Annotated in this window: 19 protein-coding genes; 5 read left to right on the top strand and 14 right to left on the bottom strand. The window is 60.1% G+C overall.

Annotated elements, in window-relative coordinates:
- Window positions 1-73: 73 nt before the first annotated feature.
- The 9 genes from ACH2CW_RS14440 to sucC form a co-directional block, all read right to left on the bottom strand.
- Window positions 74-2,479 carry a GspE/PulE family protein gene (locus tag ACH2CW_RS14440; RefSeq protein WP_395059331.1) on the bottom strand — a complete coding sequence of 802 codons (2,406 nt, stop codon included), beginning with the start codon at window positions 2,477-2,479 and terminating at the stop codon, window positions 74-76.
- Window positions 2,476-3,267, bottom strand: a complete 792-nt coding sequence (locus ACH2CW_RS14435) for a 3',5'-cyclic-nucleotide phosphodiesterase (protein WP_395059329.1) — start codon at window positions 3,265-3,267, stop codon at window positions 2,476-2,478. The genes ACH2CW_RS14440 and ACH2CW_RS14435 overlap by 4 nt, the downstream gene beginning before the upstream one ends.
- 29 nt (window positions 3,268-3,296) lie before the next feature.
- The gene (locus ACH2CW_RS14430; RefSeq protein WP_395059327.1) at window positions 3,297-5,546 is read right to left on the bottom strand and encodes a CHASE2 domain-containing protein; all 2,250 of its coding nucleotides are present in this window, start codon (window positions 5,544-5,546) and stop codon (window positions 3,297-3,299) included.
- A 63-nt stretch (window positions 5,547-5,609) separates the two neighbouring features.
- Window positions 5,610-6,263, bottom strand: coding sequence for an FHA domain-containing protein (locus ACH2CW_RS14425; protein ID WP_395059325.1), 654 nt, complete (start codon window positions 6,261-6,263; stop codon window positions 5,610-5,612).
- 38 nt (window positions 6,264-6,301) lie between these two features.
- A complete protein-coding gene (locus ACH2CW_RS14420) occupies window positions 6,302-7,087 on the bottom strand; it encodes a Stp1/IreP family PP2C-type Ser/Thr phosphatase (protein ID WP_395059323.1) in 786 nt (261 codons plus the stop codon).
- A gap of 9 nt (window positions 7,088-7,096) precedes the next feature.
- Complete coding sequence (locus ACH2CW_RS14415) at window positions 7,097-9,796, bottom strand: CHASE2 domain-containing serine/threonine-protein kinase (RefSeq protein WP_395059321.1); 2,700 nt, start codon at window positions 9,794-9,796, stop codon at window positions 7,097-7,099.
- A 213-nt stretch (window positions 9,797-10,009) separates the two neighbouring features.
- A complete protein-coding gene (locus ACH2CW_RS14410; RefSeq protein ID WP_395059320.1) occupies window positions 10,010-10,711 on the bottom strand; it encodes a TerC family protein in 702 nt (233 codons plus the stop codon).
- 85 nt (window positions 10,712-10,796) lie between these two features.
- Entirely contained in the window at window positions 10,797-11,690 is an 894-nt protein-coding gene (sucD, locus tag ACH2CW_RS14405; RefSeq protein ID WP_395059318.1) for a succinate--CoA ligase subunit alpha, read from the bottom strand.
- A gap of 16 nt (window positions 11,691-11,706) precedes the next feature.
- Window positions 11,707-12,867 (bottom strand): ADP-forming succinate--CoA ligase subunit beta, encoded by a 1,161-nt coding sequence (sucC, locus tag ACH2CW_RS14400; protein WP_395059316.1) that lies wholly within the window; start codon window positions 12,865-12,867, stop codon window positions 11,707-11,709.
- A gap of 196 nt (window positions 12,868-13,063) precedes the next feature.
- Between sucC and argC the strand changes: the two genes are divergently transcribed.
- The gene (gene argC, locus ACH2CW_RS14395) at window positions 13,064-13,987 is read left to right on the top strand and encodes an N-acetyl-gamma-glutamyl-phosphate reductase (RefSeq protein ID WP_395059314.1); all 924 of its coding nucleotides are present in this window, start codon (window positions 13,064-13,066) and stop codon (window positions 13,985-13,987) included.
- A gap of 121 nt (window positions 13,988-14,108) precedes the next feature.
- On the opposite strand, the gene recX is transcribed toward argC, so the two are convergent.
- Both recX and recA read right to left on the bottom strand, forming a co-directional pair.
- Complete coding sequence (gene recX / locus ACH2CW_RS14390; RefSeq protein ID WP_395059312.1) at window positions 14,109-14,600, bottom strand: recombination regulator RecX; 492 nt, start codon at window positions 14,598-14,600, stop codon at window positions 14,109-14,111.
- Between the two features lie 52 nt (window positions 14,601-14,652).
- Window positions 14,653-15,768 (bottom strand): recombinase RecA, encoded by a 1,116-nt coding sequence (recA, locus tag ACH2CW_RS14385; protein WP_395059310.1) that lies wholly within the window; start codon window positions 15,766-15,768, stop codon window positions 14,653-14,655.
- A gap of 164 nt (window positions 15,769-15,932) precedes the next feature.
- Here recA and ACH2CW_RS14380 point away from each other — a divergent pair, with 164 nt between their 5' ends.
- From ACH2CW_RS14380 to ACH2CW_RS14365, 4 genes are all read left to right on the top strand, one after another.
- Window positions 15,933-16,436, top strand: a complete 504-nt coding sequence (locus ACH2CW_RS14380; protein WP_395059308.1) for a MarR family winged helix-turn-helix transcriptional regulator — start codon at window positions 15,933-15,935, stop codon at window positions 16,434-16,436.
- 114 nt (window positions 16,437-16,550) lie between these two features.
- Window positions 16,551-17,225: a response regulator transcription factor gene (locus ACH2CW_RS14375; RefSeq protein ID WP_188706535.1), complete on the top strand. Its 675-nt coding sequence runs from the start codon at window positions 16,551-16,553 to the stop codon at window positions 17,223-17,225.
- Between the two features lie 134 nt (window positions 17,226-17,359).
- A complete protein-coding gene (locus ACH2CW_RS14370; RefSeq protein WP_395059306.1) occupies window positions 17,360-18,802 on the top strand; it encodes a sensor histidine kinase N-terminal domain-containing protein in 1,443 nt (480 codons plus the stop codon).
- 160 nt (window positions 18,803-18,962) lie between these two features.
- Window positions 18,963-19,754: a gamma-glutamyl-gamma-aminobutyrate hydrolase family protein gene (locus ACH2CW_RS14365; RefSeq protein WP_395059465.1), complete on the top strand. Its 792-nt coding sequence runs from the start codon at window positions 18,963-18,965 to the stop codon at window positions 19,752-19,754.
- A gap of 92 nt (window positions 19,755-19,846) precedes the next feature.
- On the opposite strand, the gene ACH2CW_RS14360 is transcribed toward ACH2CW_RS14365, so the two are convergent.
- The 3 genes from ACH2CW_RS14360 to ACH2CW_RS14350 all read right to left on the bottom strand — a co-directional run bounded on the left by ACH2CW_RS14360 (window position 19,847) and on the right by ACH2CW_RS14350 (window position 24,197).
- Window positions 19,847-21,715, bottom strand: a complete 1,869-nt coding sequence (locus ACH2CW_RS14360) for a potassium transporter Kup (RefSeq protein ID WP_395059304.1) — start codon at window positions 21,713-21,715, stop codon at window positions 19,847-19,849.
- Window positions 21,716-22,011: 296 nt separating this feature from the next.
- Entirely contained in the window at window positions 22,012-23,298 is a 1,287-nt protein-coding gene (gene gshA, locus ACH2CW_RS14355) for a glutamate--cysteine ligase (RefSeq protein WP_395059302.1), read from the bottom strand.
- A 104-nt stretch (window positions 23,299-23,402) separates the two neighbouring features.
- Window positions 23,403-24,197 carry an FkbM family methyltransferase gene (locus ACH2CW_RS14350; RefSeq protein ID WP_395059300.1) on the bottom strand — a complete coding sequence of 265 codons (795 nt, stop codon included), beginning with the start codon at window positions 24,195-24,197 and terminating at the stop codon, window positions 23,403-23,405.

Here is a 24,197-nt window from a genome sequence, read left to right as displayed (position 1 = left end):
AGGAAAACAGCATCATATCGATGCAACAAGGCCGCCTGCCTGAAAGTGGGCCATCCAGCACCGGCGCACTTGCTTATTTAATACACACAGACCGAACCATCTTCATGTCCGTCAGCCCCATCAACACCTTCTCCATGCCGTCCATCTTGAGGGTGCGCATTCCGCTGTTCACAGCCGCTGAAAAAAGCTCGGCGACGCGCGCCCGTTCCTGGATCAGCTTTTTCGCTGCATCATCGGCAATCATCAACTCATGCAGGCCGATGCGCCCCTTGTAGCCGGTCTTGTTGCATTTGTCGCATCCTGCGGCGCGGTAAAGGGTGAGCCGGCCGTCTTGGCCATAACGCGTCATCCAGTCGTCCAGCAGCTCCTGCGCTGCACCGCCGGGGTCGTCTTTCCAGGCATCGGTGTTGCGCAGCTCTTCGGCGTATTCCTTGATGAAGTCCTTCAACTCCTGCGAATCCGGCGAATAGGCTTGCTTGCAATCGCACAGCTTTTTTGCGAGCCGCTGCGCCAAAATTCCGAGCAGGGCGTCGGCAAAATTAAAGGGGTCCATTCCCATGTCCAGCAGACGCGTGATGGACTCTGGCGCCGAGTTGGTGTGCAGGGTCGAAAATACCATGTGGCCGGTGAGGGATGCTTCCACGCCCATCGAAACCGTTTCCTTGTCACGCGATTCGCCAACCATGATGATGTCGGGGTCGGCACGCAGGAAAGCGCGCATGACGAGCGCAAAGTCGATGCCGGCTTTTTTATTGATCTGGACCTGGCGTAAACCCTTTTGCGTGATTTCCACCGGGTCCTCGGCGGTCCAGATTTTGGTGTCCGGCGTGTTCAGGAATTTCAGGATGGAGTGCAGGGTCGTCGTCTTGCCGGAGCCGGTTGGTCCACAAACGTAAAAAAGTCCGTAAGGTTTGGAAACAGTTTTCTCAAGCCGCTCCTTGTTATGCGCGGTGAGGCCGAGTTTTTCCAGCGGAATGGGCTCGCCCGCCGCCAGTATCCGCATGACCACATCTTCCACGCCGCCTGCCGATGGAATGGTGGCCACCCGCAACTCGATATCGAGTGGACCGTATTTCTTGAACTTGATCTTGCCGTCTTGCGGCTTGCGTTTTTCTGAAATGTCTAGATCACACATGATCTTGAGCCGGGTCACCATGGCCTGGCGAAACTGCGCCGGTACTTCGATGTAGGGTTGCAGGGTACCGTCAATGCGGAAACGAATTCCCGTCTTGGCCTTGCCTGGCATGGGCTCGATATGGATGTCGGACACCTTCTGCTTGTACGCATCGATGATGACTTTGTTGACAAACTTGACAAGCTCGTTGTCCGCAGCAGCCGACTCCAGCGCCGAGTCGTCCGAGGCATCATTTTCCAGCGGCGAGTCCATGTCAGCGAGCAGCTGGTCAATGGAGCCACCTTCATTTCCTGCGCCAAAAAGCTGGCTCAGCGTTTCGTCAAATTCGGTTTGTGTGGTGACGCGGTAGGCAAACTTGCTGATTTTAGGGAACACCTGAGGCACCACCCGCGCACCGCGCACGGCTTCGGGATCCACACACATGATGACCAGCCCCTCGAGGGTCTCTTCCAGCGGCATCCAGCCCTGCTGCTCGACAAAATGCCGCTTGAGCACGCCATGCAGCATCTCAGAGCGAATCCGCCCAGCGTTGAACGCCTCATAAGGCACGCCAAAGAATTTAGCCAATGAAGCGCCTATTTGTGCCGGCCGGATCCGGTAGTCCGCCATCAACAGGTGCTCGACCGACTGCACTTCATCACGGGCTTTCTGCACACATTGCAGCAACTCATCCTGCGACAACACACCATCGGCCACCAGCCCATCGTATTTCGTCGCCCTGCGCCGCTGGCCATCCTCGACCTTCTGCATGCGCTGACGTATGGCGATGCCCAGTGTCTTGCACAACTGCTGCGCACCGTCTTCCTCAAGCTTGGCAAACGGTTGATCGCTTCGATTGTTGATGACCTGAAGAACCCCATACAGGGTGCTGCCATCCATCACCGGGGCAACCAGCATTTGCTTCGTGCGATAGCCGGAGCGCTTGTCCACCTCCTGCAGGAAACTCAGGTTGGGGTGAATTTTCTTGAGTGCTTCGTCGTCGTAAACATCGGCGATGTTGACCATGGCCTTCGACAGGGCCACATAACCCGCAATACTTTGCGCACTGATGGGCAGCTTCAGGTCACGGCTGGTATTGAGGCCTGTTTTCACCTTCGAGATGATGGACGTTCGATCCTCATTGACTGCATACAGCGTTAGTCGGTCTGCGTTAAACAGCTTGCAAATGTCCTGGCTGGCCTCCAGCATGATCTGGTCAATGTTTTCGGTTTCGTGTATGCGATTGGTCACCAGTTGCAACTGGCGAAAATACAGCGCCTCAAAGGTCACCCCCCGCTCCTGCGGAGGAAGCATCTGCGAGTCGAAAAATTCGTCTTCGTGGTCTCGCTGTACAACGGCGTTCATAGTTCAAACTCCTGACCTGCGCGCAACCAGCGTATGTCGTGGGTGACGTTGGGACCAAACGGCGCCGTCTGGTCGAAGCGCTGTATTTCGGCCATGATCAAGTCGGTTTCTGCCGGCTTGGTATGGGTGATGTAGATCGGATAGTTTTTACCCTTGTCGATGCAGTCGAGTTCGCTTGCAAGCGCATGCGGCGACAGGTGCAGGCTGCGCCTGGCCAAGTCGCGTTCCCTGTTGCTGAAGGCAGTTTCAATCACCAGCATGGCGACGTTGAGCTGGTTGATGCGTTGCCAAAGCGCAGGGTTGCGCTCAGTGTCACCGGTAAATACCCAGCAGCCCGCACCCGCAGCCACCGAATAGCCAACCGCCGGCACCGTATGAACCGCTGGCAGTACTTCCACAAATTTTCCGCCGAGCAACAATGTCTGGCCGATGGTCAGCGGATGAAAGCTGATGAAGGGCGCCTCGGGTGTCGGTATTTTCGAGAAATCAGGCCAGATGGTGTTGTTGAAGATGTGTGCCCTCAACGCATCTATCGTGCCCTGCAGCGCATGGATCTTTATTGGGCTTGTCCGCTGAGCCGCTATTGCGTCGACCATCAGCGGCAGGGCCGCGACGTGATCGAGGTGGGAGTGTGTGAGCAGGACGTGGTCAATCCCGCGCATCTCATCGAGCGTGAGATCGCCAACCCCCGTCCCGGCGTCGACCAGCACGTCATGGTCGAGCAGGAAAGACGTGGTTCGGCAGTCTTTGGCAATTGCTCCTGAACACCCGAGAACACGGACTTTCATCGTTGGGGGGCTGAGCTAGGGGCAGCCTGTTATTTGGTTTCAAAGTTGGTTGCGCCGTCCCATTCGGGATCAAACGGCAGCAACCTCATGGAGGCTACACGCTCCGCGTACAAGCGGTAAAGGTACTTTTGCGCATTCATGCGCTGTAAGTTGAGCAAATGAACGTCGCATGCGTCCCAATCCTGGTCGCGGTAGGTCTTGAGGGTCAAAGCCCACTTCTTCAACTCGTCAGCTGTGCGCGCATCCAGCATGCCCAGAGGCGCCAGCGGGCAGAAAATCGCCACCGCCTGATCCTTGCCCTTGACCCGCACCCGATCCAACTCTTGCCAGGCGAAATCTGTCGCAAGCTTTCGGGTGGATTCACTGACCACGGCATCAACCCCATAGGTTTTGGACAGTCCTTCGAGGCGTGAGCCCAGATTGACGGAATCTCCGATCACCGTATAACTGCGGCGTATGTGGGAGCCCATGTCGCCAACACACATGCTCCCGGTGTTCAAGCCGATGCCTATGCCTATTTCCGGCAATCCCTGGGCACGGTGCTCCTCGTTGAGCTGACGAATAGCATGCGCCATTTCGATGGCGGTTTTGACCGCCAGACTGGCATGCTCCGGCGTGTCCACGGGCGCGCCCCAGAAGGCCATCACGCAGTCACCCATGTATTTGTCGATGGTGCCGCGGTTGTTGCGGATCAAATCCGTCAGCCTGCTGAAAACACTGTTGAGCAATGCCTGGAGCTGCGTAGGCTCCATGGTCTCAGACATTTTGGTGAACCCGCGCATGTCACAAAACATCACGGTCAACTCCTTGGCCGACGCTTTCATGCTGTAGCTGTCGGGGTCTTTGACCATTTCATCGACAAGCTCAGGCGGCACGTAGGTTCCAAATAAATGGGCCAATTCGCGCTTGGATCGGCTTTCAACAAAATAGCCATAACTCATGTTCAACGCAAAAGCAGTCAGCGCCATGACCAGCGCGGTGGCCAATGGCAACACCAGTCCATACGCCGAGTACAGCCAGAAATTGAGTCCAACCAGCAGAGCAACCATGCCCACGCTGGCGGCTACAGCCTTAGGTGCGGTCAATACAGGCAGGGCAAACGCCAGCGTCAGGCCGGACAAAATCAGGATCAGTACGTCATACCCCACCGCGTAATCCGGTTTGACGAACACCTTGCCGTCAAGAAAGCCCGAAATCACGTTGGCATGGGTCTCCACGCCAGGGTAGGTTTCCCCGACAGGCGTCACCCTCAAGTCGAGCAAGCCCGGCGCAGTGGTGCCAAGCAGAATAATTTTGTCCTTCAACTGGCCCGGCGCCACCTTTTTGGCCAGGACATCGGACGCCGAGATATACCGGAAAGAGCCGCCGCTGGCACCCCCTGGCCCCCTGAACGGCACCAGGGTGGCCACCCGGTCGTCGACAGGAATGGCTAGTGTCTTGGTGCCCTGTCGGAGCAGAATGCTCTCCAGGGCCTGGTAGTTGCGGGTCAAAAATCTTTCCTGCGGAAATCCTGGCTCGACGCTGGGAAGACCCACCAGCATGCGAAACATTGCCAGGGACAGGGACTCGTAATATTGGCCTTTGTATTCGGCCAGCAAAGGGATGGAGCGAACCACGCCGTCCCCCTCGGTGATGGAATTGAAAAAGCCCGCCATCGGCGCCGCTTTGGCAAGCGCGTCGATATTGGCGCCATAACCATTCCAGCTGGTGACCTTGATCAGCCGGCCTTTCATCGCCTCGCGCCCCATCACCGGAGCAGGCAACAGGCCGTTGACCCGGCCGTCCCGGTCACTTGTGAAGTAATAGCCGAGGACCACCGGACGCTTGGTGATTGATTTCGCAAAGGCAGCGTCGTAGTCCAGGCTGCCTTGTATCTGGCCCAACTTGTCGGCAAAGGCCGGCTGATCCTTCATTTCGTTCTGCGCCAGCTGCCTGAGCCGCTTCAGACCGGAACTGTCATCAGCCTCCGCAAAAACCACGTCGAAACCCAGCATGGCCGCTTGCTGACGGTCCAGCAATTCTTCCACCAGTTCAGCCAGCCTGTTGCGCCCCCAGGGCCAGCGGCCCACCTCTGCCAGGCTTTTTTCATCGATGTCCACAATGACGATGCGCTCGTCGACCGTCCTGGGCATGGTGGCGCGAAGGCGGGCATCGTAAAGGATGTCGTCAAGCCGCTGCAGAACGTCCAGCCGAAGCACGCCACCTGCATGCAGCAATGCAAAAATCAGCGGAATCAGCGTGACGGCAATGCGACGCCAGTGCCGGATAAGAAGTCGCATAGGGCCTCTCAGTGTGCGGCGCTTGAAATCGGTTATCCGGTCAACGCCAAACAAGTGCCTGGATCAATGCTGAACAAACTGCATTTGTGTGCCCGCCAACTCCAGGAGATCGCCGTTTTTAAGCGGGACCGGCTCCGCGCCAATGGCCGTCCCGTTGAGGGTCGGTCGGTTGTCACCTTCCACATGGGCGACAACAAATCCGTGCGGCCTTTTGGTGATGGCAGCTACCGCCACACCGGGTTTGCCAATCGTGGTCACCACCTTGACCAGCGCGACCTCCCGGCCAGCAGCAGCGCCAGACATCACCTTGATGGCCGCACTGCCTGTGCCTCCATCCGCAGGAGAGGGCGCAACCACACTTGCCGCCGGGGGAGTCGGGCCCGCCGAGCCAGCCTTGATGATCATCGTTTTCTCGAAGCCGGCGCTTGCGGCTTCATTCACGTATTTGATCTTGTATTTGCCGATCTCGACGGTGTCACCGTTGCTCAACTGCTGTTTTTTGACGGACTTGCCGTTGAGGTACGTGCCATTGGTACTGTTCAAATCTTCGACGAATACTTCGTTGCCCGACATTTGCAGAACCGCGTGCTCGCCACTGACGGCCAGGTTGTCAATGACGATGTCGTTGTAAGGCCGCCGGCCAAGGGACGTACGGTCCTTGGTCAGTTGCACCTCCTTGATGACGACACCGTCAATAGAGACGATCATTTTCGGCATGGCCGACTCCTGTCATTTTTTAATTTGGCTCTCAATGGCTATTTTCCCAACATTCTTGATAGTAGACCGCGTTTAACGGAGGCTTCCTTGGCTTGTGACAGCAAGACTGAAATATTATCCCGCCCGCCGCCGTTATTGGCCGCAATGACAAGCTGCCTGGCGGTCTGATCGAGGGATCTTGATCCCAATAGAATAGCCGCAATCGCTTCATCGCTGATCATGTCAGACAGGCCATCTGAGCACATCAGGTAGATATCACCCAACTCCACGCGGTGTTCGTTGACTTCCAGCAACACCGCATCCTCAACCCCCAAAGCCCGGGTGACCAGGTTTTTGTTCACGGAGGTAAGGGCTTGTTCCGGCGTGATCAGCCCGGCATCGAGCTGCTCCTGCAGCAGCGAGTGGTCCTTGGATATCTGCTGAAGCTGACTTCCCCGCAAGCGGTAACAGCGCGAATCACCGATATGGCCCAGCATCAGGCGCGTGCCCTGGAACACACCGACAACCAGCGTGGTTCCCATGCCGGAATATTGGGGATTGGAGTTGGCCGCGTTGAAAATGGAATGGTTGGCGTTTTCAACGCAGATTTCCATGGCGCGTCGCACCTCCTTGGCGTTGGCGTTTTTGCCGGCCTGGGACAACCACCGTCCCAACTCCGACTTGATGAAAGCGGTAGCCATTCCGCTGGCTATTTCTCCAGCGTTATAGCCACCCATGCCATCAGCCAGAATGCAGAGGTTGGTAGCAGCGTCAAAAGTGACCGCATCTTCGTTGTTGTCCCGAGTCAATCCCGGGTCCGTCTGGGTACAAATCTCGTAAATCATTGTTTTTTGTTATGGCTTCAAAATTTCTTCGGCATGGCCTGCCGCGGCGTCTAAAGGTGATCGCGTAACAAGCGTCTTTTCGAAAGAAGGTGTCGCTCCATCTGCTAAAGCGGCGGACTTTTTCTCTGCGTCCAGCGCCCCCACAGCAGGCGACGACATCGAAGAAGGCTGCGAAGCAGGCGCGCCAGAGAGTTCCGCGATCACCAGACGCACGTCAGCGGCAAACTGCTCGCCTTCCTGATACCGGCTTTCAGGTTTCTTGCTGAGCGACAAGGCCACGATATTCGCCAGGCGCACGGACAACTCTGGTCGGATGATGCGAATATCCGGTGCCGGCTCGTTGGCAATCTTGTACATCAACTCTGCCATCGAGTCACCCCTAAAAGGCAGCACACCAGCAAGCATCTGAAAAAGCATCACGCCCAGAGAATACAGATCCGAGCGGCCATCGACCTTTTTTCCGGCGATCTGCTCGGGCGACATGAAACTCGGCGTTCCAAGCACCATGCCGGTTTTGGTCTTGCTGGCATCCGTGATGCGGGCAATACCGAAATCCGTCACCTTGACGGTGTCGCTCTCGGGGTCATACATGATGTTGGCAGGCTTGATATCCCGATGCACCACGTTTTGCTTGTGCGCGTAGGCCAGCGCCTGCGCCACACTGGCCACAATGGAAAGCACCTTGGAGATGGGCAGCAGCTGACCGTCCTTGGTCACATCCGCCAGATCCTTGCCCCTGAGGAACTCCATGGCGATGTACGCCAGGTCATGCTCCTCGCCGGCATCAAAAATGGTCACGATATTCTGGTGTTGCAGCCGACCTGCGGTCTCCGCCTCCCGGAAGAAGCGCTCTCGGGCATCGGTCAGCTCGTCGCCCTCAAACTCCTGGCTCAAGGCCATGGTCTTGATGGCCACCACACGACCGATTTTCGGGTCTTTGCCCAGATAAACCACCCCCATGGCCCCTTTGCCGAGTTCTTTTTCGACCTGGTAACGGCCCAACATGGGTTTTTCCACACCGCCACCGTCGAGCAGCATGGTCCCGCCCGGATGCGCGCCCCCCCCTCCAAGGATGACGGTTTCAGACAGGTTTTTTGCCCGTTTGAGTTTAGCCTGCAGATCTTTGTGGTTCTTGTTGTAGCCCGCCATGTACTCGTACACGGCTTGTGCCTTGTTGAACTGTCGCTTGCGCTCGAAATCAAGCGCCAGGTTGTTCATGTTGTCCATCAGCGCATCGGTAATTGGTACGCGCCGGAAACGATCAAAGGCCATGTCGAGCTGGCCCTGCCCTTGAAGGGCCAGGCCCATCATGCGATTGGTTTCTGCCGACTCCTCGTCAGATTTGAGTTTTCCGGCCTCGGTCATCAAGAAACGCTTGGTGGTCAGGGCCAGATGCCCGATGACCAGCAAGGCAGCGGGAAAGACAAACTTGAGCCAGGTCGCTGCGGCCGAGAGCAAAACAAACTCGATCACCAGCAGCACCACAAACATCAGTAGCGTCACCATCGCGGCCTTGCCCGCCGACAGACGCGGCAAACCGGCGATCAGGTAAGCGGCGACCACCAGCAACACCCCCAGCGTGGCCCAGATGCCCCAGCCCGGCTGAACGATGAAATGCTCGCTGAGGATGCTGGAGGTGATGTGGGCAATAGTCTCCGCCGGCGACAGCCCCGGACCGGCCGGGGTAGGGAACTGAGTGCCCACGCCGGCGGCGGTGGCGCCGATGACCACAATCTTGTCGGTGTATTTGCTGGCCGGAATCTTGCCCGACAGCACATCGTAAAAAGAGTCCACCGTAAAAGCCGGTTTGCCATCCCTGCCTTTATAAAACTGGGGCAGCATCAATGCAGCCTCGTCGGTACCGATGCGCAATTTGCCGATTTGCACCGACTCCACCCCATTCAATTTGATATCTGATGTGTCAAGATTCAGACTTTTGACGGCCGCCAGTAAACCCATTGAGGGCACTGCCTTGCCGTAATAGTTGATCAGCAAGGGCTCTTGTCGCACCGCACCATCCACATCGGGCAATTGGTTCAAATGCGCAACGCCTGCCGCGCTGCTGCCGATGATTTCTATCGGCTGTTGTCCGCGAACGGCGGGCAGCGAGAAACCCCCGGTCTCTTCCACGGCACTTTTGAGCGCATAAGCGGGCAGGGGATGATCGGGCTTGCCCTGGGGCTCACCCAGCACAAACACCGAAGGAACCAGCACATTGCCCGCCTTGACCATGCTGGCGGCAAGCTTGGCGTCCGTGTCCAGCGTGATTTCGGCCTCCGCAATAACCTTGTTCAACTGCTCACCGAGCCCGCCCTGGGCAGCAGCCGCGTCAGTCACCGACCCCAGTGCTTCCTTGATCTTGCGAATGAACACCAGACCACGGTCGGTTTGGGGTTCAAAAAAGAATGCTGTGTGGGCAATCGTTTTGGCTTTAGCTGCAGCCAACTGGTCAATCAGTTGTGCATGGACATCGCGCGACCAGGGCCAGCGGCCGATGTTGGCAATACTCTGGTCGTCGATGGCAATGATCGCGATGCGATCCGAGGGCTGGCGCGACGTACTGGTGCTGGCAAAGTCATAGTAACGACGCTCCAGCGTGCCAAAAAAATCAGTGGCACTGTGCAGAACCAATACGGCCAGCACCACCAGCACCCCAACAAACCAGTCGGCTCGCCAGAATTGCCTGCGCTTACTTGATGATGTGGCCACGTCCCGCCCTTTGTCCTGCTTCGCTGTTCATGTCCACCCTCACCGATTTGCGCCACCGGACAACCGGCCACGTTACATGGTGGTTACAAACTTTCTGTTTGTGGACATTAACAGACGGTTTAAGCACGGACAAGGGACTTTTGCACATGGCCCAAGGCTTGTGTTGCAAATTGGTGCCGCGAGCCCCGGAGCGGCAGCCCCGGTGACACTGGCTCAGCCCGGCGTTGCCGGCTTGCGGCGGGCCTGAACAATCTTGCCCGCCGCGAGGACGAACAAAGCACCTACCGCAGCCGCCGCGTAGCTCCAGACAGCGGAAGCTGGCAAATAGTCCTTGATGGCGGGGTCGGTATAGGCCATCTGACCAGCGATCCAGCCCAGGAGCATGGCGCCCAGCGTGATAATGATCGGAAAACGCCCCATCAGCTTGAGCACGATCTGGCTGCCCCAGACAATGATCGGAATGCTGACGAGCAACCCGAAAATCACCAATGGCAACTGATGCTGCTGGGCTGCGCCCTGCGCTGCGCCAGCAATCGCCAACACGTTATCAACACTCATCACCAGGTCGGCGATGATGACGGTCTTGACGGCGCCCCAGAGCTTGTCGCTCGAGCTGATGTTATGGGCGTCTTCGTCTTCAGGCTGTAACAGCTTGACGCCAATCCAGAGCAAGAGAATCGCGCCGACGATTTTGAGATAGGGCACAGCCAGAAGGGCCAGGGCAAAGGCAATCAGGATCACCCGCAGAACGATGGCACCCATGGTGCCGTAAATAATGCCCTGGGTGCGCTGCTTGGGCGGCAGGTTCCGGCATGCCAGGGCGATCACCACCGCATTGTCGCCACCCAGCAGGATGTCGATCATGATGATCTGGCCAACCGCGAGCCAGAAACTGGCCGTCATGAACTCTTCCATGGAAACCTCTCAAAGGAAATCGAAAAGGCCGATTGTCAGCGAAGACAATCGGCCAGACAGTTGACCGGACTCAATTTTCCGGAATTTACAGCAAGGCCTTCAGCAATTTCGCCATTTCTGACGGGTTGCGGGTCACGGTAAAGCCGCAGGCCTCCATGATTTCAAGCTTGGCGTCGGCCGTATCGGCACCGCCCGAGATCAACGCACCAGCGTGGCCCATGCGTTTGCCGGCAGGAGCGGTCACGCCGGCGATGAAGCCAACGATCGGCTTTTTCATGTTGGCCTTGCACCACTGGGCAGCTTCAGCCTCGTCCGGGCCGCCGATTTCGCCGATCATGATGACGGCATCGGTGTCCGGGTCGTCATTGAAGGCACGCATCACGTCGATGTGTTTGAGGCCATTGATCGGGTCGCCGCCAATGCCGACGGCGCTGGACTGGCCGAGACCGATTTCGGTCAGCTGCGCCACGGCTTCATAAGTCAGCGTGCCAGAGCGGCTTACCACGCCGATGCGGCCCTTGCGGTGGATGTGGCCAGGCATGATGCCGATCTTGATTTCTTCGGGCGTGATCAGGCCGGGGCAGTTGGGGCCCAGCAGCAGGGTTTTCTTGCCGCCGGCGGCTTCCTTGGCTTTCATGCGGTTGCGCACTTCCAGCATGTCACGGACCGGGATGCCTTCGGTAATACAAATGGCCAAATCCAGATTGGCTTCGACCGCTTCCCAGATCGCCGCGGCGGCGCCGGCCGGCGGAACGTAGATCACCGACACCGTCGCGCCGGTGGCCTGGGCCGCTTCGGTCACATTGGCGTAAATCGGGATGCCTTCGAAGTCTTCACCGGCTTTTTTCGGGTTCACCCCGGCGACAAAACATTCCTTGCCGTTGGCGTAGTCGCGGCACATGCGGGTATGGAACTGGCCGGTCTTGCCGGTGATGCCCTGCGTGATGACTTTGGTGTTTTTGTTGATGTAGATGGACATGATCTTGGCTCCGGGCTTATTTGACGGCGGCGACGATTTTGGTCGCGGCTTCGGCCATGGTGTCTGCGGCGATGATGGGCAGGCCCGAGTCGGCCAGCATCTTCTTGCCCAGGTCCTCGTTGGTGCCCTTCATGCGCACCACCAGCGGAACCGACAGGTTCACGGCCTTGCAGGCGGTGATGACGCCGTCGGCAATCGTGTCGCACTTCATGATGCCGCCGAAGATGTTGACCAGGATGCCTTTGACATCGGGGTTCTTCAGCATGATCTTGAAGGCTTCGGTGACTTTTTCAGCCGTCGCGCCACCGCCCACGTCCAGGAAGTTGGCCGGCTCGCCGCCGAACAACTTGATGGTGTCCATGGTGGCCATGGCCAGACCGGCGCCATTGACCAGACAGCCGATGTTGCCGTCCAGGCTGATGTAGGCCAGGTCGAACTTGCTGGCCTCGACTTCAGCCGGGTCTTCCTCATCCAGGTCGCGGAAGGCGACGATTTCAGGATGGCGGAACAGCGCGTTCGGGTCGAAGTTGAACTTCGCGTCCAGTGCCTTGATGTTGCCGTTGCCTTCGAGAATCAGCGGGTTGATCTCGGCCAGACTGCAGTCGGTCTCCATGTAGCACTTGTAGAGCTTTTGCAGCACGTCCACGGCCTGGGCGGTGGAACCGGGCGGGACGGTCATGCCGTCGGCCAGTTCCTTGGCCTGTGCGTCGGTCAGGCCCAGGGCCGGATCGACAAACACCTTGATGATTTTTTCGGGCGTGGCGTGGGCCACTTCCTCGATGTCCATGCCGCCTTCGGAAGACGCCATGAAAGCCACTTTCTGCGTGGCGCGGTCGGTCACGGCCGACACGTAATACTCTTTCTTGATGTCAGCGCCGTCCTCAATCAGCAGGCGGCGGACTTTTTGCCCGGCTGCGTCGGTCTGGTGCGTGATCAGCTGCATGCCGAGGATTTCACCGGCAAGTTTTTTGACCTCGTCGATGCTGCGCGCCAGCTTGACGCCGCCACCCTTGCCACGACCACCCGCATGAATCTGGGCCTTGACGACCCAGACCGGCCCACCCAGTTTTTGTGCGGCTTCGACCGCCTCCTGCACGGTGAAGGCCGGAATGCCGCGTGGTGTGGGCACACCAAAGTTGCGCAAGATTTCCTTGCCTTGGTATTCGTGAATTTTCATGAAAATTACTTCCAGGAGTCGGTAAAAAGGGGCGTCAGCGGGGGTGATGTGGATCCGCCACATTTCGCAAAAATCACCAACATGTAACGCCTTCGATCACTGCAGGCAGCAGCGCAGAACTGTATCATGTTGCGATGCACAATTATTGTGCGCGCCCGTCGGGCAATTTCCAGGCATTCCATAGAAAGCAAGCGACATGGCCAAGGTCTTTATCGACGGCGAAGCGGGAACCACGGGTCTGCAGATCCGGGAACGCCTGCAAGCCATGCCCGCCATCGATCTTGTCAGCATCGCGCCCGAGCTGCGCAAGGATGCGGCCGCCAAGCGCGCGTTGATGGGCACGGTCGACATGGTGGTGCTGTGCCTGCACGATGACGCGGCACGTGAATCGGTCGCCATGATCGACGACCTGGCCCGTGTCAGCGGCAAAAAGGGCCCGAAGATCATCGACGCTTCCACCGCGCACCGCACCGCGCCCGGCTGGGTGTTCGGTTTTCCTGAACTCGCCGCTGGCCAGCGCGAAGCGGTGGCCTCGGCCGACCGGGTCGCCAATCCCGGCTGTTATTCGACGGGCGCGATTGCGCTGATCCGCCCGCTGGTCGATGCTGGCCTGCTGCCCAAAGACTATCCGCTGGCGATCCCGGCGGTCAGCGGCTACTCCGGCGGCGGCCGGACCATGATTGAGGACTATGAAGCCGGCAAGGCGCCGCTCTATCAGATCTACGGCCTGAACCTCAAGCACAAGCACCTGCCGGAAATCATGAAATTCACCGGCTTGAGCCGCCGCCCGGTGTTCACGCCTTCGGTCGGCAACTTCAAGCAGGGCATGCTGGTGCAACTGCCTTTGCACCTGGACCTGTTGCCCGGCAAGCCCACGGCCGCCCAGTTGCAGGACGTGCTGGCCCGCCATTACGCCGGCAGCCCCTGGGTCACGGTCGAGCCGGTGGGGGACAGCACCTCCATCGACGCGCTGGCCTTGAACGACACCAACAAGATGGAGTTGCGCGTGTTCGGCAACGAGGAATTCCGCCATGCGGTGCTGATCGCCCGGCTGGACAATCTTGGCAAAGGCGCTTCGGGCGCGGCGGTACAAAACCTCGAGCTGATGCTGGGCTTGTAAAGCCCTTCCCCCGGCTGTCATCCCGGACCCGATCCGGGATCCATGCCTTCGGGTGGCCCCACAGCGGGAGTCGGGTCATGGATTGCGGCTCAAGGCCGCAATGACAGCCAACTTTCGCTTGTTAGTCGTCTTCGGTCTGCGAGACCACCCGGCGTATCGCCTCGGACCCGAAACCCCGCGCCGCCAGAAAGCGCATCTGTTTTCCGCGCTCCGCCGCGTCTGAGGCCGCTTCGCCAAATTTCTTTCGCCAGACCTCACGCGCCCGCGCCACCTCGCTGGCCTTGAGGCTGGTGACAGCGTCGGCCACCGCCTCCGGCGCCAGGCCCTTGCCCTGCAGTTCGTGGCGGATGCGCGCCGCACCAAAGCGCCCGGCCCGCCGGTTGATCACCGACTCGACGACCCGTGCCTCGCTGATGAAGTCCTTGGCTTGCAATTCATCGAGTACCTGCGCCAGTTGCTCAGGCGACTCGGCATGTGCGGCCAGCTTGCGCTCCAGTTCGGCGCGTGAATGTTCACGCGCCGCCAGGTAACGCAGGGCCCGACCCTTGAGCGACAAGCCCAAGCCCGTCGCCCGCCCCGGCTCCGGGGCGCTACTTTTTTGATAGCTGCTCATGCTGACTGGACATGGGCAGAGCGCTGGTTTGATACCAAAGTCGCTGCTTGGCTCAGGCCGCCAGCACTTTCGGTGCCTTGTCGGCCTTCTCGGCTTTTTCTGCCTTGTCGGCTTTTTCCGGCTTGTTGCCGACGGCGTCCTGGATCAGCGGGATGCCCAGCGACTCGCGCACCTTGTTTTCGATCTCGATCGCGAGCTCCGGGTTTTCTTTCAGGAACTCCCGCGAGTTGTCGCGGCCCTGGCCAATTTTTTCGCCGTTGAAGGCATACCAGGCGCCGGCTTTTTCGACAATGTGGCCGGCCACACCGAGGTCCAGCACCTCGCCGAGACGGCTGATGCCCTCGCCATAGAGAATGTCGAACTCCGCCATCTTGAAGGGTGAGGCAACCTTGTTCTTGACCACCTTGACACGGGTTTCGTTGCCGACGACTTCTTCGCCCTTCTTGATCGAGCCAATGCGACGGATGTCCAGCCGCACCGAGGCGTAGAACTTCAGCGCATTGCCGCCGGTGGTGGTTTCGGGGCTGCCGAACATCACGCCGATCTTCATGCGGATCTGGTTGATGAAGATGACCATGCAGTTGGCCTTCTTGATGTGGGCCGTGAGTTTGCGCAGCGCCTGGCTCATCAGCCGGGCCTGCAGACCGGGCAACGAGTCGCCCATCTCGCCTTCGAGTTCGGCCTTGGGTGTCAGCGCCGCGACCGAGTCAACCACGATCAGGTCGACCGCGCCGGAGCGGGTCAGCGAATCAACAATCTCCAGCGCCTGCTCGCCGGTATCGGGCTGGCTGATCAACAGGTCTTGCAGGTTCACGCCGAGTTTTTGGGCGTACTGGATGTCCAGCGCATGTTCGGCATCGACAAAAGCGCAGGTGCCGCCCAGCTTTTGCATCTCGGCAATCACCTGCAGGGTCAGCGTGGTTTTGCCGGACGACTCCGGGCCGTAGATCTCGACCACCCGGCCACGCGGCAGGCCGCCGACGCCGAGCGCGATGTCCAGGCCCAACGAACCGGTGGACACCACCTGGATGTCCTCGATCACTTCGCCAGCGCCCAGCTTCATGATGGTGCCTTTGCCGAACTGCTTTTCGATCTGGGCCAGGGCGGCTTGCAGGGCCTTGGCTTTTTCGCTGTTCAGGGCGGGATTGGTCTTGTTGGGCATGTCCATGGAAAACTCCTTGAAGGTCAGTGGGCTTGAAAACTTTTGCTGGTCCAGCCTCTGCTTTTAATCACAGTACTGGGTGCATGACCAGTACTTTATGGCCGTCATATAAATAAGTAAACCCCATTTTTAGTAAGTTTGCCTGATCAATCGCCCTTATGATCATGGGCATGGATTCCAGCCCGATCACCCGTCCCGGCGCCGCACCTGCCGACGAGGAAAACTGGCGCCTGACCCACCTGGGCCGCTTGCTGGGCCACGCCCTGCGGCGTTTTGACGAACGCGTGCTGGTGCTGATGGCGCGCAATGTCGACGTGCCGCTGGCGCTGTCGAATCTGGCCGCCCGCGCGCAGGTGGGGGCAGCACACATTCACATCACGCGCCACCTCGCCGTCGGCGGTTCACGCCTGACCGACCTGGCCCACAGCGCCGGCATGAGCAAACAGGCCATGGGCGACCTGGTCGACCAGTGCGAAGCCTGGGGTCTGGTCACGCGCGAACCCGATCCGCACGACAAACGCGCCCGCGTCGTGATATTCACCGCGTCCGGCCTGCATTGGCTGCAGGCCTTTCGCACGGCGGTGAGCCAGGCCGAAGCCGAGTTTCGCCAGGCCGTCGGCAGCGATGTGGACACCGTGGTGGCGCTGGGACTGGAAGCCTATGCCGGCGCTTGAGGTGTGTCAGCAAATCAGGGGGATAAGCGCCTAAAATTTGCCGGACCGGCCGGAGAGCCGTTTCACCTGCGCCTTCCGCCGGAACCGCGCCAGGACTCTCATCAGGAGACAGCCATGCGTATTTTGATTGCCGAAGATGACCAGGTCCTGGCCGACGGCCTGCTGCGAACGCTGCGCGCCTCGGGCGCAGCGGCCGACCACGTGGCCAGCGGCACCGAAGCCGATGCCGCGCTGCTGACGAATACCGAATTCGACCTGCTGATCCTCGACCTGGGCCTGCCGCGCATGCACGGGCTGGAGGTGCTCAAGCGCCTGCGCGCGCGTGGCTCGGCGATGCCGGTGCTGATCCTGACGGCTGCCGACAGTGTCGAGGAGCGCGTCAAGGGCCTGGACTACGGCGCCGACGACTACATGGCCAAACCGTTTTCGCTGCAGGAGCTTGAAGCGCGTGTGCGCGCGCTGATCCGCCGCGGCATGGGCGGCGCCAGCAGCACCATCAAACACGGCCCGCTGGTGTACGACCAGGCCGGGCGTGTGGCCACCATCGACGGCCAGATGGTCGAGTTGTCGGCGCGCGAGCTCGGTTTGCTGGAAGTGCTGCTGCAGCGCGCCGGCCGCCTGGTCAGCAAGGACCAGCTGGTCGAGCGCCTGTGCGAATGGGGCGAAGAAGTCAGCAACAACGCGATCGAGGTGTATATCCACCGGCTGCGCAAGAAGATTGAAAAGGGCCCGGTTCGAATCGCGACGGTGCGCGGTCTCGGGTATTGCCTCGAAAAAATCCCTGGCTAATGAATGTGGCCCCCACGTTCGCTCGCTGCGCGTAGCTCTCTGCCCCCCGAGGGGTCCGCTGCGCCTGGGGTCTGGCAAACCCAGTCCCGCGGCCCCGGCTGGCTTGAAGACCATGCCCCCCTGTCCTTGGTGCCATGGCACTGAGGCTTTTCCAGCGCGAGCGCCGCAGCCTGTTCGGGGAGATCCTGGACTGGATGCTGACGCCGCTGTTGCTGCTGTGGCCCATCAGCCTGGCGCTGACCTGGCTGGTGGCGCAGAACATCGCCGGCAAACCTTTTGACCGCGCGCTTGAATACAACGTGCAGGCCCTGAGCAAACTGATCGTGGTCAAGAACAAGCAGGTGCAGTTCAACCTGACCGCGCCGGCGCGGGAAATCCTGCGTGCCGACGACACTGACCTAGTGTACTACCAGGTGCTGGGCACACGCGGTGAGTTCATCAGCGGCGAGTATGACCTGCCGCTGCCGCCGGACGAAGATCTGTCCGCCAATGGCGAGGTCCGCTTGCGCGAGGACACCATCCAGGGTCAGGAAGTGCGTGTGGCCTACACCTGGATCAAGGTCGATGCGCCGGGCGCATATCCCATTCTTGTGCAGGTGGCCGAGACGCTGGAAAAACGCAAGACCCTGGCCACAGAAATCGTCAAGGGCGTGATGGTGCCGCAGTTCGTCACGCTGCCGCTGGCGGTGCTGCTGGTCTGGCTGGCACTGGTGCGCGGCATCAAGCCGCTGGACCAGCTGGAAAAACGCATTCGCGCGCGCAAGTCGGACGACATGAGTCCGCTCGACGAAAGTGTGGTGCCTGAAGAAGTGGCGCCGTTGGTCTCGTCGATCAACGACCTGCTGAGCCGGCTCAAGGTGCTGCTGACGACGCAAAAACGCTTTCTGGCCGATGCCGCCCACCAGCTCAAAACGCCGCTGGCCGGACTGCGCATGCAGGCCGACCTGGCCCAGCGCGAGACCGATGCCGACGAGCTCAAGAAGTCGCTCAAGCAGATTGGCCGTGCGAGCGTGCGTGCCACCCACACCGTCAACCAGTTGCTGGCGCTGGCGCGCGCCGAGACCACCGGTCGCAGCCTGGCCAAGCAGAAGCTGGACGTGGTGCAGGTGTTGTCCGACGCGATCCAGGACTCGGTGCCGCGCGCGCTGGAAAAACACATCGACCTGGGCTACGACGGCCCGCCCGCCGGCGAACAGGCCAGCCTGCTGGAGGCGAACCCGACGCTGCTCAAGGAGCTGGTGCGCAACCTGCTGGACAACGCGCTGAACTACACGCCCGACGGCGGTCAGGTCACCGTGCGGCTGCTGACCGACCGCTTCAGCGGCGTGGTGGTGCTGCAGGTCGAGGACTCGGGTCCGGGTATTCCGGCGGCCGAACGCGAACTGGTGCTGCAGCCTTTTTACCGGGCACTGGGCACCAACGTCGACGGCTCCGGCCTGGGTCTGGCCATCGTCGAAGAAATCGCCAAACAACACGCCGCCACCGTGACCATTGAAGACGCTGTGCCCGGGCAAAGTCCGGCCGGCACACGCGTCACCATCCGTTTCATGGGGTTTGCCGAACTGCCGCTGGAATAAGGTCTTGTCCGGCGTGGCAAAAAGCGCTTGTCTGTAAGCAAGGACAGGCCCGCCTGCCTACACTGGGGCATTGCTTTTTCGGAGAGACGACCTGCCCATGAGCCCCAAGTCCCACACCCTGCCTGCCGCCGAAGCCAGCGCCAGGGAAAGCCGGCGCCATATGCGCACCCGCCTGAAGATCGGTCTCTCGGCCTGTTTTTCGCACGCTGATCCCACCCGTTCCCTGTTCACTGGCAAGACGCTGCAGTATGTCGAGCAAACCGTGGCCCACTGGATCATGTCCTCCGGCGCCATGGTTGTCATGGTGCCCTGCCCGACCGGGGAGACACAGCGCGGCGACGTGAACTTCGACGACTACGCGCAATGGCTGGACGGTTTGGTGCTGCACGGCGGCGCCGATGTCTGGCCGGGCAGCTACGGGGAGGAGCCGCTGGAGGAGCGCTGGGCCGGCGACCGCGTGCGCGACGACTACGACAAGGCGCTGGTCGCCTCGTTCGAAAAGGCCGGCAAGCCGGTGTTTGGCATTTGCCGCGGCCTGCAGTTGCTCAACGTCGCTTTCGGCGGCACCTTGTACCAGGACATCACGACCCAGGTGCCCGAATCCTTTGTGCACCGTGACGCGGTCAGTTACGACCAGAACTTCCACAGCGTGGAAATCGTGCAGGGCTCGCGCCTGTCGCGCCTGTATCCGGGCGTGGAGCGGGTGCGTGTCAACAGCATTCACCACCAGGGCATCAAGGACCTGGCACCCGAGTTCGAGGCCGAGGCCTTCAGTGTCGATGACGGCATCGTCGAGGCGATACGCCGCAAGGATCCTGACAAAAGTTATATCGCGGCCTTGCAATGGCACCCGGAATTTCACCAGCCAGGGTCGGACACGATTGACGATGCAGCGGTACTGGAGGATTTTCTTTCCGCTGTCGCGCTGGCCAAGAAGCGGACCATGGCCTGATCAAACCCTGCAGGATGAGGCAAAGTTGCTACTCATTCAATAGCTTTCTACGACCACCAGACAGGGGCTGGAGGCCTGCCCGGCCTTCAAACTCAGATTTCGATCTTGCTGCCCAGCTCCACCACCGAGTTGTTGGGCAGGTTCAGGAAGTCCGCCGCACCGCCCGCGTTGTGGTGCATCTGCGCAAACAGCTTTTCGCGCCAGGGCATCATGCCCCCGCCTATGGTCGGCACCACCACGTCGCGTGACAGGAAGTAGCTGGTGGTCATGGTCTCGAGCTCGCAGCCCCGCGTGCGCATCTGCTGCAGCGCCTTGGGCACGTCCGGATCGTTCTTGAAACCGTAGTGAATGACCACCTGCCAGCAGTTGTGCCCCAGCGACTCGATCACCAGGCGTTTGTCCAGGCCAATCCAGGGCACCTCGTGGTTGTGGACCGTGACAAACAGGTTCTGGTCATGCAGCACCTTGTTGTGCTTGAGGTTGTGCAGCAGCGCATTGGGCACCACGCCAACCTCGGCCGTCAGGAACACAGCCGTACCTTCAACGCGTGCAGGCGGGCTGACAAACACCGCCTCCAGAAAACTCGGCAGGTCAATCGCGTCGGCGCGCAACTTCTGGTTAAGCAGCGCGCGGCCCTGCTTCCAGGTCATCATGATGGTGAACATGATCACGCCGATCAGCACCGGGAACCAGCCGCCCTCGACAAATTTCAGCGCGTTGGAGGCAAAAAACATCAGGTCCACCACAAAGAAAATACCGGTGGCGGCAATACACAGCACCAGCGGCAGTTTCCAGGTGTAGCGAATCACAAAAAAGGTCAGCACAGTGGTGATCAGCATGTCGGTGGTGACCGCAATGCCGTAGGCCGAGGCCAGGTTGGTCGAGTTCTTGAACAGGACCACGGCGATCACAATTGCGGCGAACAGCGACCAGTTCACGGCCGGGATGTAGATCTGGCCGGTTTCGTGCACCGAGGTATGGCGTATCTGCATGCGCGGCAGATAACCCATCTGAATCGCCTGTTTGGTCACTGAGAAAGCGGCTGACAGCAAGGCCTGCGAGGCAATCACCGTGGCCGCTGTTGCCAGCAGCACCAGCGGAACCAGCGCCCACTTGGGCGCCATCAGGTAAAAGGGGTTGGTCACGGCTTCGGGGGTGTAGATCAGCAGCGCGCCCTGACCGAAATAGTTGATCAGCAAGGCCGGCATGACCAGTGCAAACCAGGCCATGCGGATCGGTTTTTTGCCGAAGTGGCCCAGGTCGGCATACAGCGCCTCCGCACCCGTGACACACAGCACCAGCGCACCGAGCAATACAAAGGTGGTGCCGGGGTGCTGGAAGATGAAGCGCAGCGCATGGTGGGGGCTGACCGCGCCCAGCACTTCCGGATGGGCCCAGATGTGCGGAATGCCCAGCACCGCGATGGTGACGAACCACAGGGCGCAGATCGGACCAAAAAACCGGCCGATGCCCGCGGTACCGTTTTTCTGCACGTAAAACAGGCCGAAGATCACCACCAGCGCAATCGGCATGATGTAGTCATGAAAGGCTGGCGACAGCAACTCCAGACCCTCGACCGCCGACAGCACCGAAATCGCCGGGGTGATGACGCCGTCGCCATAAAAAATCGCGGTGCCAAAGATGCCCACCGCCAGCAACCAGCGCCGCAGCCCGGGCTTGTCATTGACGGCGTTGGTGGCCAGCGCCAGCATCGCGATCAGGCCGCCTTCACCGTTGTTGTCAGCGCGCAGGATCAGCGTGACGTACTTGAGCGAAACAATCACGGAGATGGTCCAAAAGACCATGGACAAAATACCGTAGACGTTGTCGGGGGTCAGCGGCACATGGCCCGACTCGAAGACGACCTTGAGGGCATACAGCACGCTGGTGCCGATGTCGCCGTAAACAATGCCGATGGCGCCCAGGGTCAGCGCCGCAAGTGAAGATTTTTTTCTGGACACAAAAAAATCCCGCTGGGCGGGTCAGGTGGGGACGCCAGCCGCGGGAAGGTTGCTTAGAGGAAGGCTATTTTGCGCCCGAGCCCGCACTTGGCAAGTCAGCGCAGACCCCTAAATGCGAGAAATCCGGTGTTTGTTGCACTGCAACAACTTGTAACCGCGGCCTCGAGGGGGAGGGCCGACATCACCGCGGGAAAAATGCTGCCGATTCACTATGTTTTTGATAGCTGCCTACCCATGCCGGACAAGGGCTGGGGGCGAAAAATGCATGTTCTTGGTGGTTTCAGAGGCCCGCCTGCCTAGTCATACACCTCGGCATCCGGGTCAGTGGCTTCCAGCTCGTAGCTGGCGGCCAGCATGGCCAGGCGGCCGATCACGCCATACATATAGAAGCGGTTCGGACCGCTGGCGCCCGGCGCCACGCCCGGCTGCGGCAGGCGGCCGCTGTCGGCAAAAGCCAACGGCACAAAGCTGGAGCCGGGCGCGTTGAGGTTTTCGTCGATGCCGCGATCGGCATGTACGCGGTAAAAGCCGCCCACCACATAGCGATCCATCATGTAGACCACCGGCTCAGCGACCGCGTCGTTGATGCGTTCGTGGGTCTGCACACCCTCCTGGATGATGACCTCGGACAGCGGCTGGCCGGTGCTCATCTTGTTTTGGGTCTTGCGGTTGAGCTCGTCCAGGTCTTTCACGTCGCGCACCGTCATGATGCCCATGCCGCAGGAGCCGTTGTCGGCCTTGACGATCACAAACGGCTTCTCGTTGATGCCGTATTCCTTGTACTTGCGCCGGATCTTGGTCAGCAAGGCATCGACGTTGCTGGTCAGGCAGTCCATGCCGGCGCCTTCGGCCAGGTTGACCTCACCGCATTTGGCAAACATCGGGTTGATCAGCCACGGGTCGACGCCCAGCAGCTTGCCGAAACGCTTGGAAACCTCCTCATAGGCCTGGAAGTGGCGCGACTTGCGCCGCACCGACCAGCCTGCGTGCAGCGGCGGCAGCAAATACTGCTCATTGAGGTCTTCCAGCATGCCAGGGGTGCCGGCCGACAGGTCGTTGTTGAGCAAAATCGTGCAGGGGTCAAAATTTTTCAGGCCCAGGCGCCGGTCCGTGCGGATCAAGGGCTCCAGCGTGATCTGCTCGCCGGTCGGCAGTGTCAGCGTGGTGGGCTCGGTGATGTCGGGGCTCAGCGAACCGAAACGCACGTTCAGGCCGGCCTGGTGGAAGATGCGCTTGAGCTGGAGCACATTGGACAGGTAGAAGGTGTTGCGGGTGTGGTTCTCGGGGATCACCAGCAGGTTGCGCGCTTCGGGGCAAATCTTCTCGATCGCCGCCATGGCCGCCTGCACCGCCAGCGGCAGCATCTCGGGCGTCAGGTTGTTCCAGCCGCCGGGGTAGAGGTTGGTGTCCACCGGCGCCAGCTTGAAGCCGGCATTACGCACATCGACCGAACTGTAAAACGGCGGTGTGTGCTCCATCCACTCCAGCCGGAACCAGCGTTCGATCGCCGGGGTCATGTCGAGGATGCGCTGTTCGAGCTCGTTGGTGGGCCCGTTCAGGGCGGTGATGAGGTGCGGAACCATGGAATCCTCTGGAGAAAAGACGGGTGACGTCTGGAAGCTGGGGCCGAAATACAAGGCTTCAAGCGGTTCCGCAGCAAGCCTGGCGTCGGCACGCCCAAGAACGCTCAGGCCACCTTGATGCGCGCCAGCGAAGGGTCGGTCGAGTGAATGGCAAGCAGGTTGATGCCGACCTGGAAGTGATGATAGCCGTGCTGGTCGAGCAGACTGCGCAGGGCGGCTGCGTCGGTTTTGATGGTTTCCACCAGCATTTGTGGCTTGTGCTTCTCGACGGACTGAAGCGCGCCCTCCAGCGCTTCAAGCTCCATGCCCTCGATGTCGAGCTTGAGAAAGTCGAGCCGGGACAGCCCAAGCCCGTCCACCGTGATCATCCGGACAGCGTCGCCCCGATCGGGCGCGTAGTCGATGGCCTGGCCGATGAATTCTGTGCCTGCGCGCTGGCGCAGTTCCAGCGAGCCGAAACTGGCAGGTTTCAGGTAGTTCGGTCGGGGAATGGTGATGCGGCCTTCTGCCGCACCCAGGGCCGCATGCAGCACCGTGGCGTTGAAGCAGTTGTTGATGGCCACGTTGCCGGCCAGCGCATAAAACACGCGCTCCTGGGCCTCGACACCAATCACACGGCCCCAGCCGTGCATGAGTTTGGCCCACTCCAGGGTATGCACACCGATGTTGGCACCGCCGTCGATAGCCACCACCCCGTCGCCAAAAAACTCGCGTCGCAATGTCAGCAATTGCACCACCGTGGCCACCTCCTGCGGGTCAAACGCCGAGGTTTCGAAAATCTGGTGCCCCACGCCGTAGCCGCGCGTTTCATCAACCATGCGGTAGTCGTTGCGGTTGACGATCAGCGTTCCGTGGTTGGATGACGCCAGAACAAAAGGCAGGGGACGTGAAATGTTCAT

It is taken from the genome of Polaromonas sp., assembly GCF_043778355.1.
Lineage (GTDB): Bacteria > Pseudomonadota > Gammaproteobacteria > Burkholderiales > Burkholderiaceae_C > Polaromonas.
Note: the sequence above shows the minus strand (reverse complement) of the source record. Positions and strands in the feature narration are given on the sequence as shown.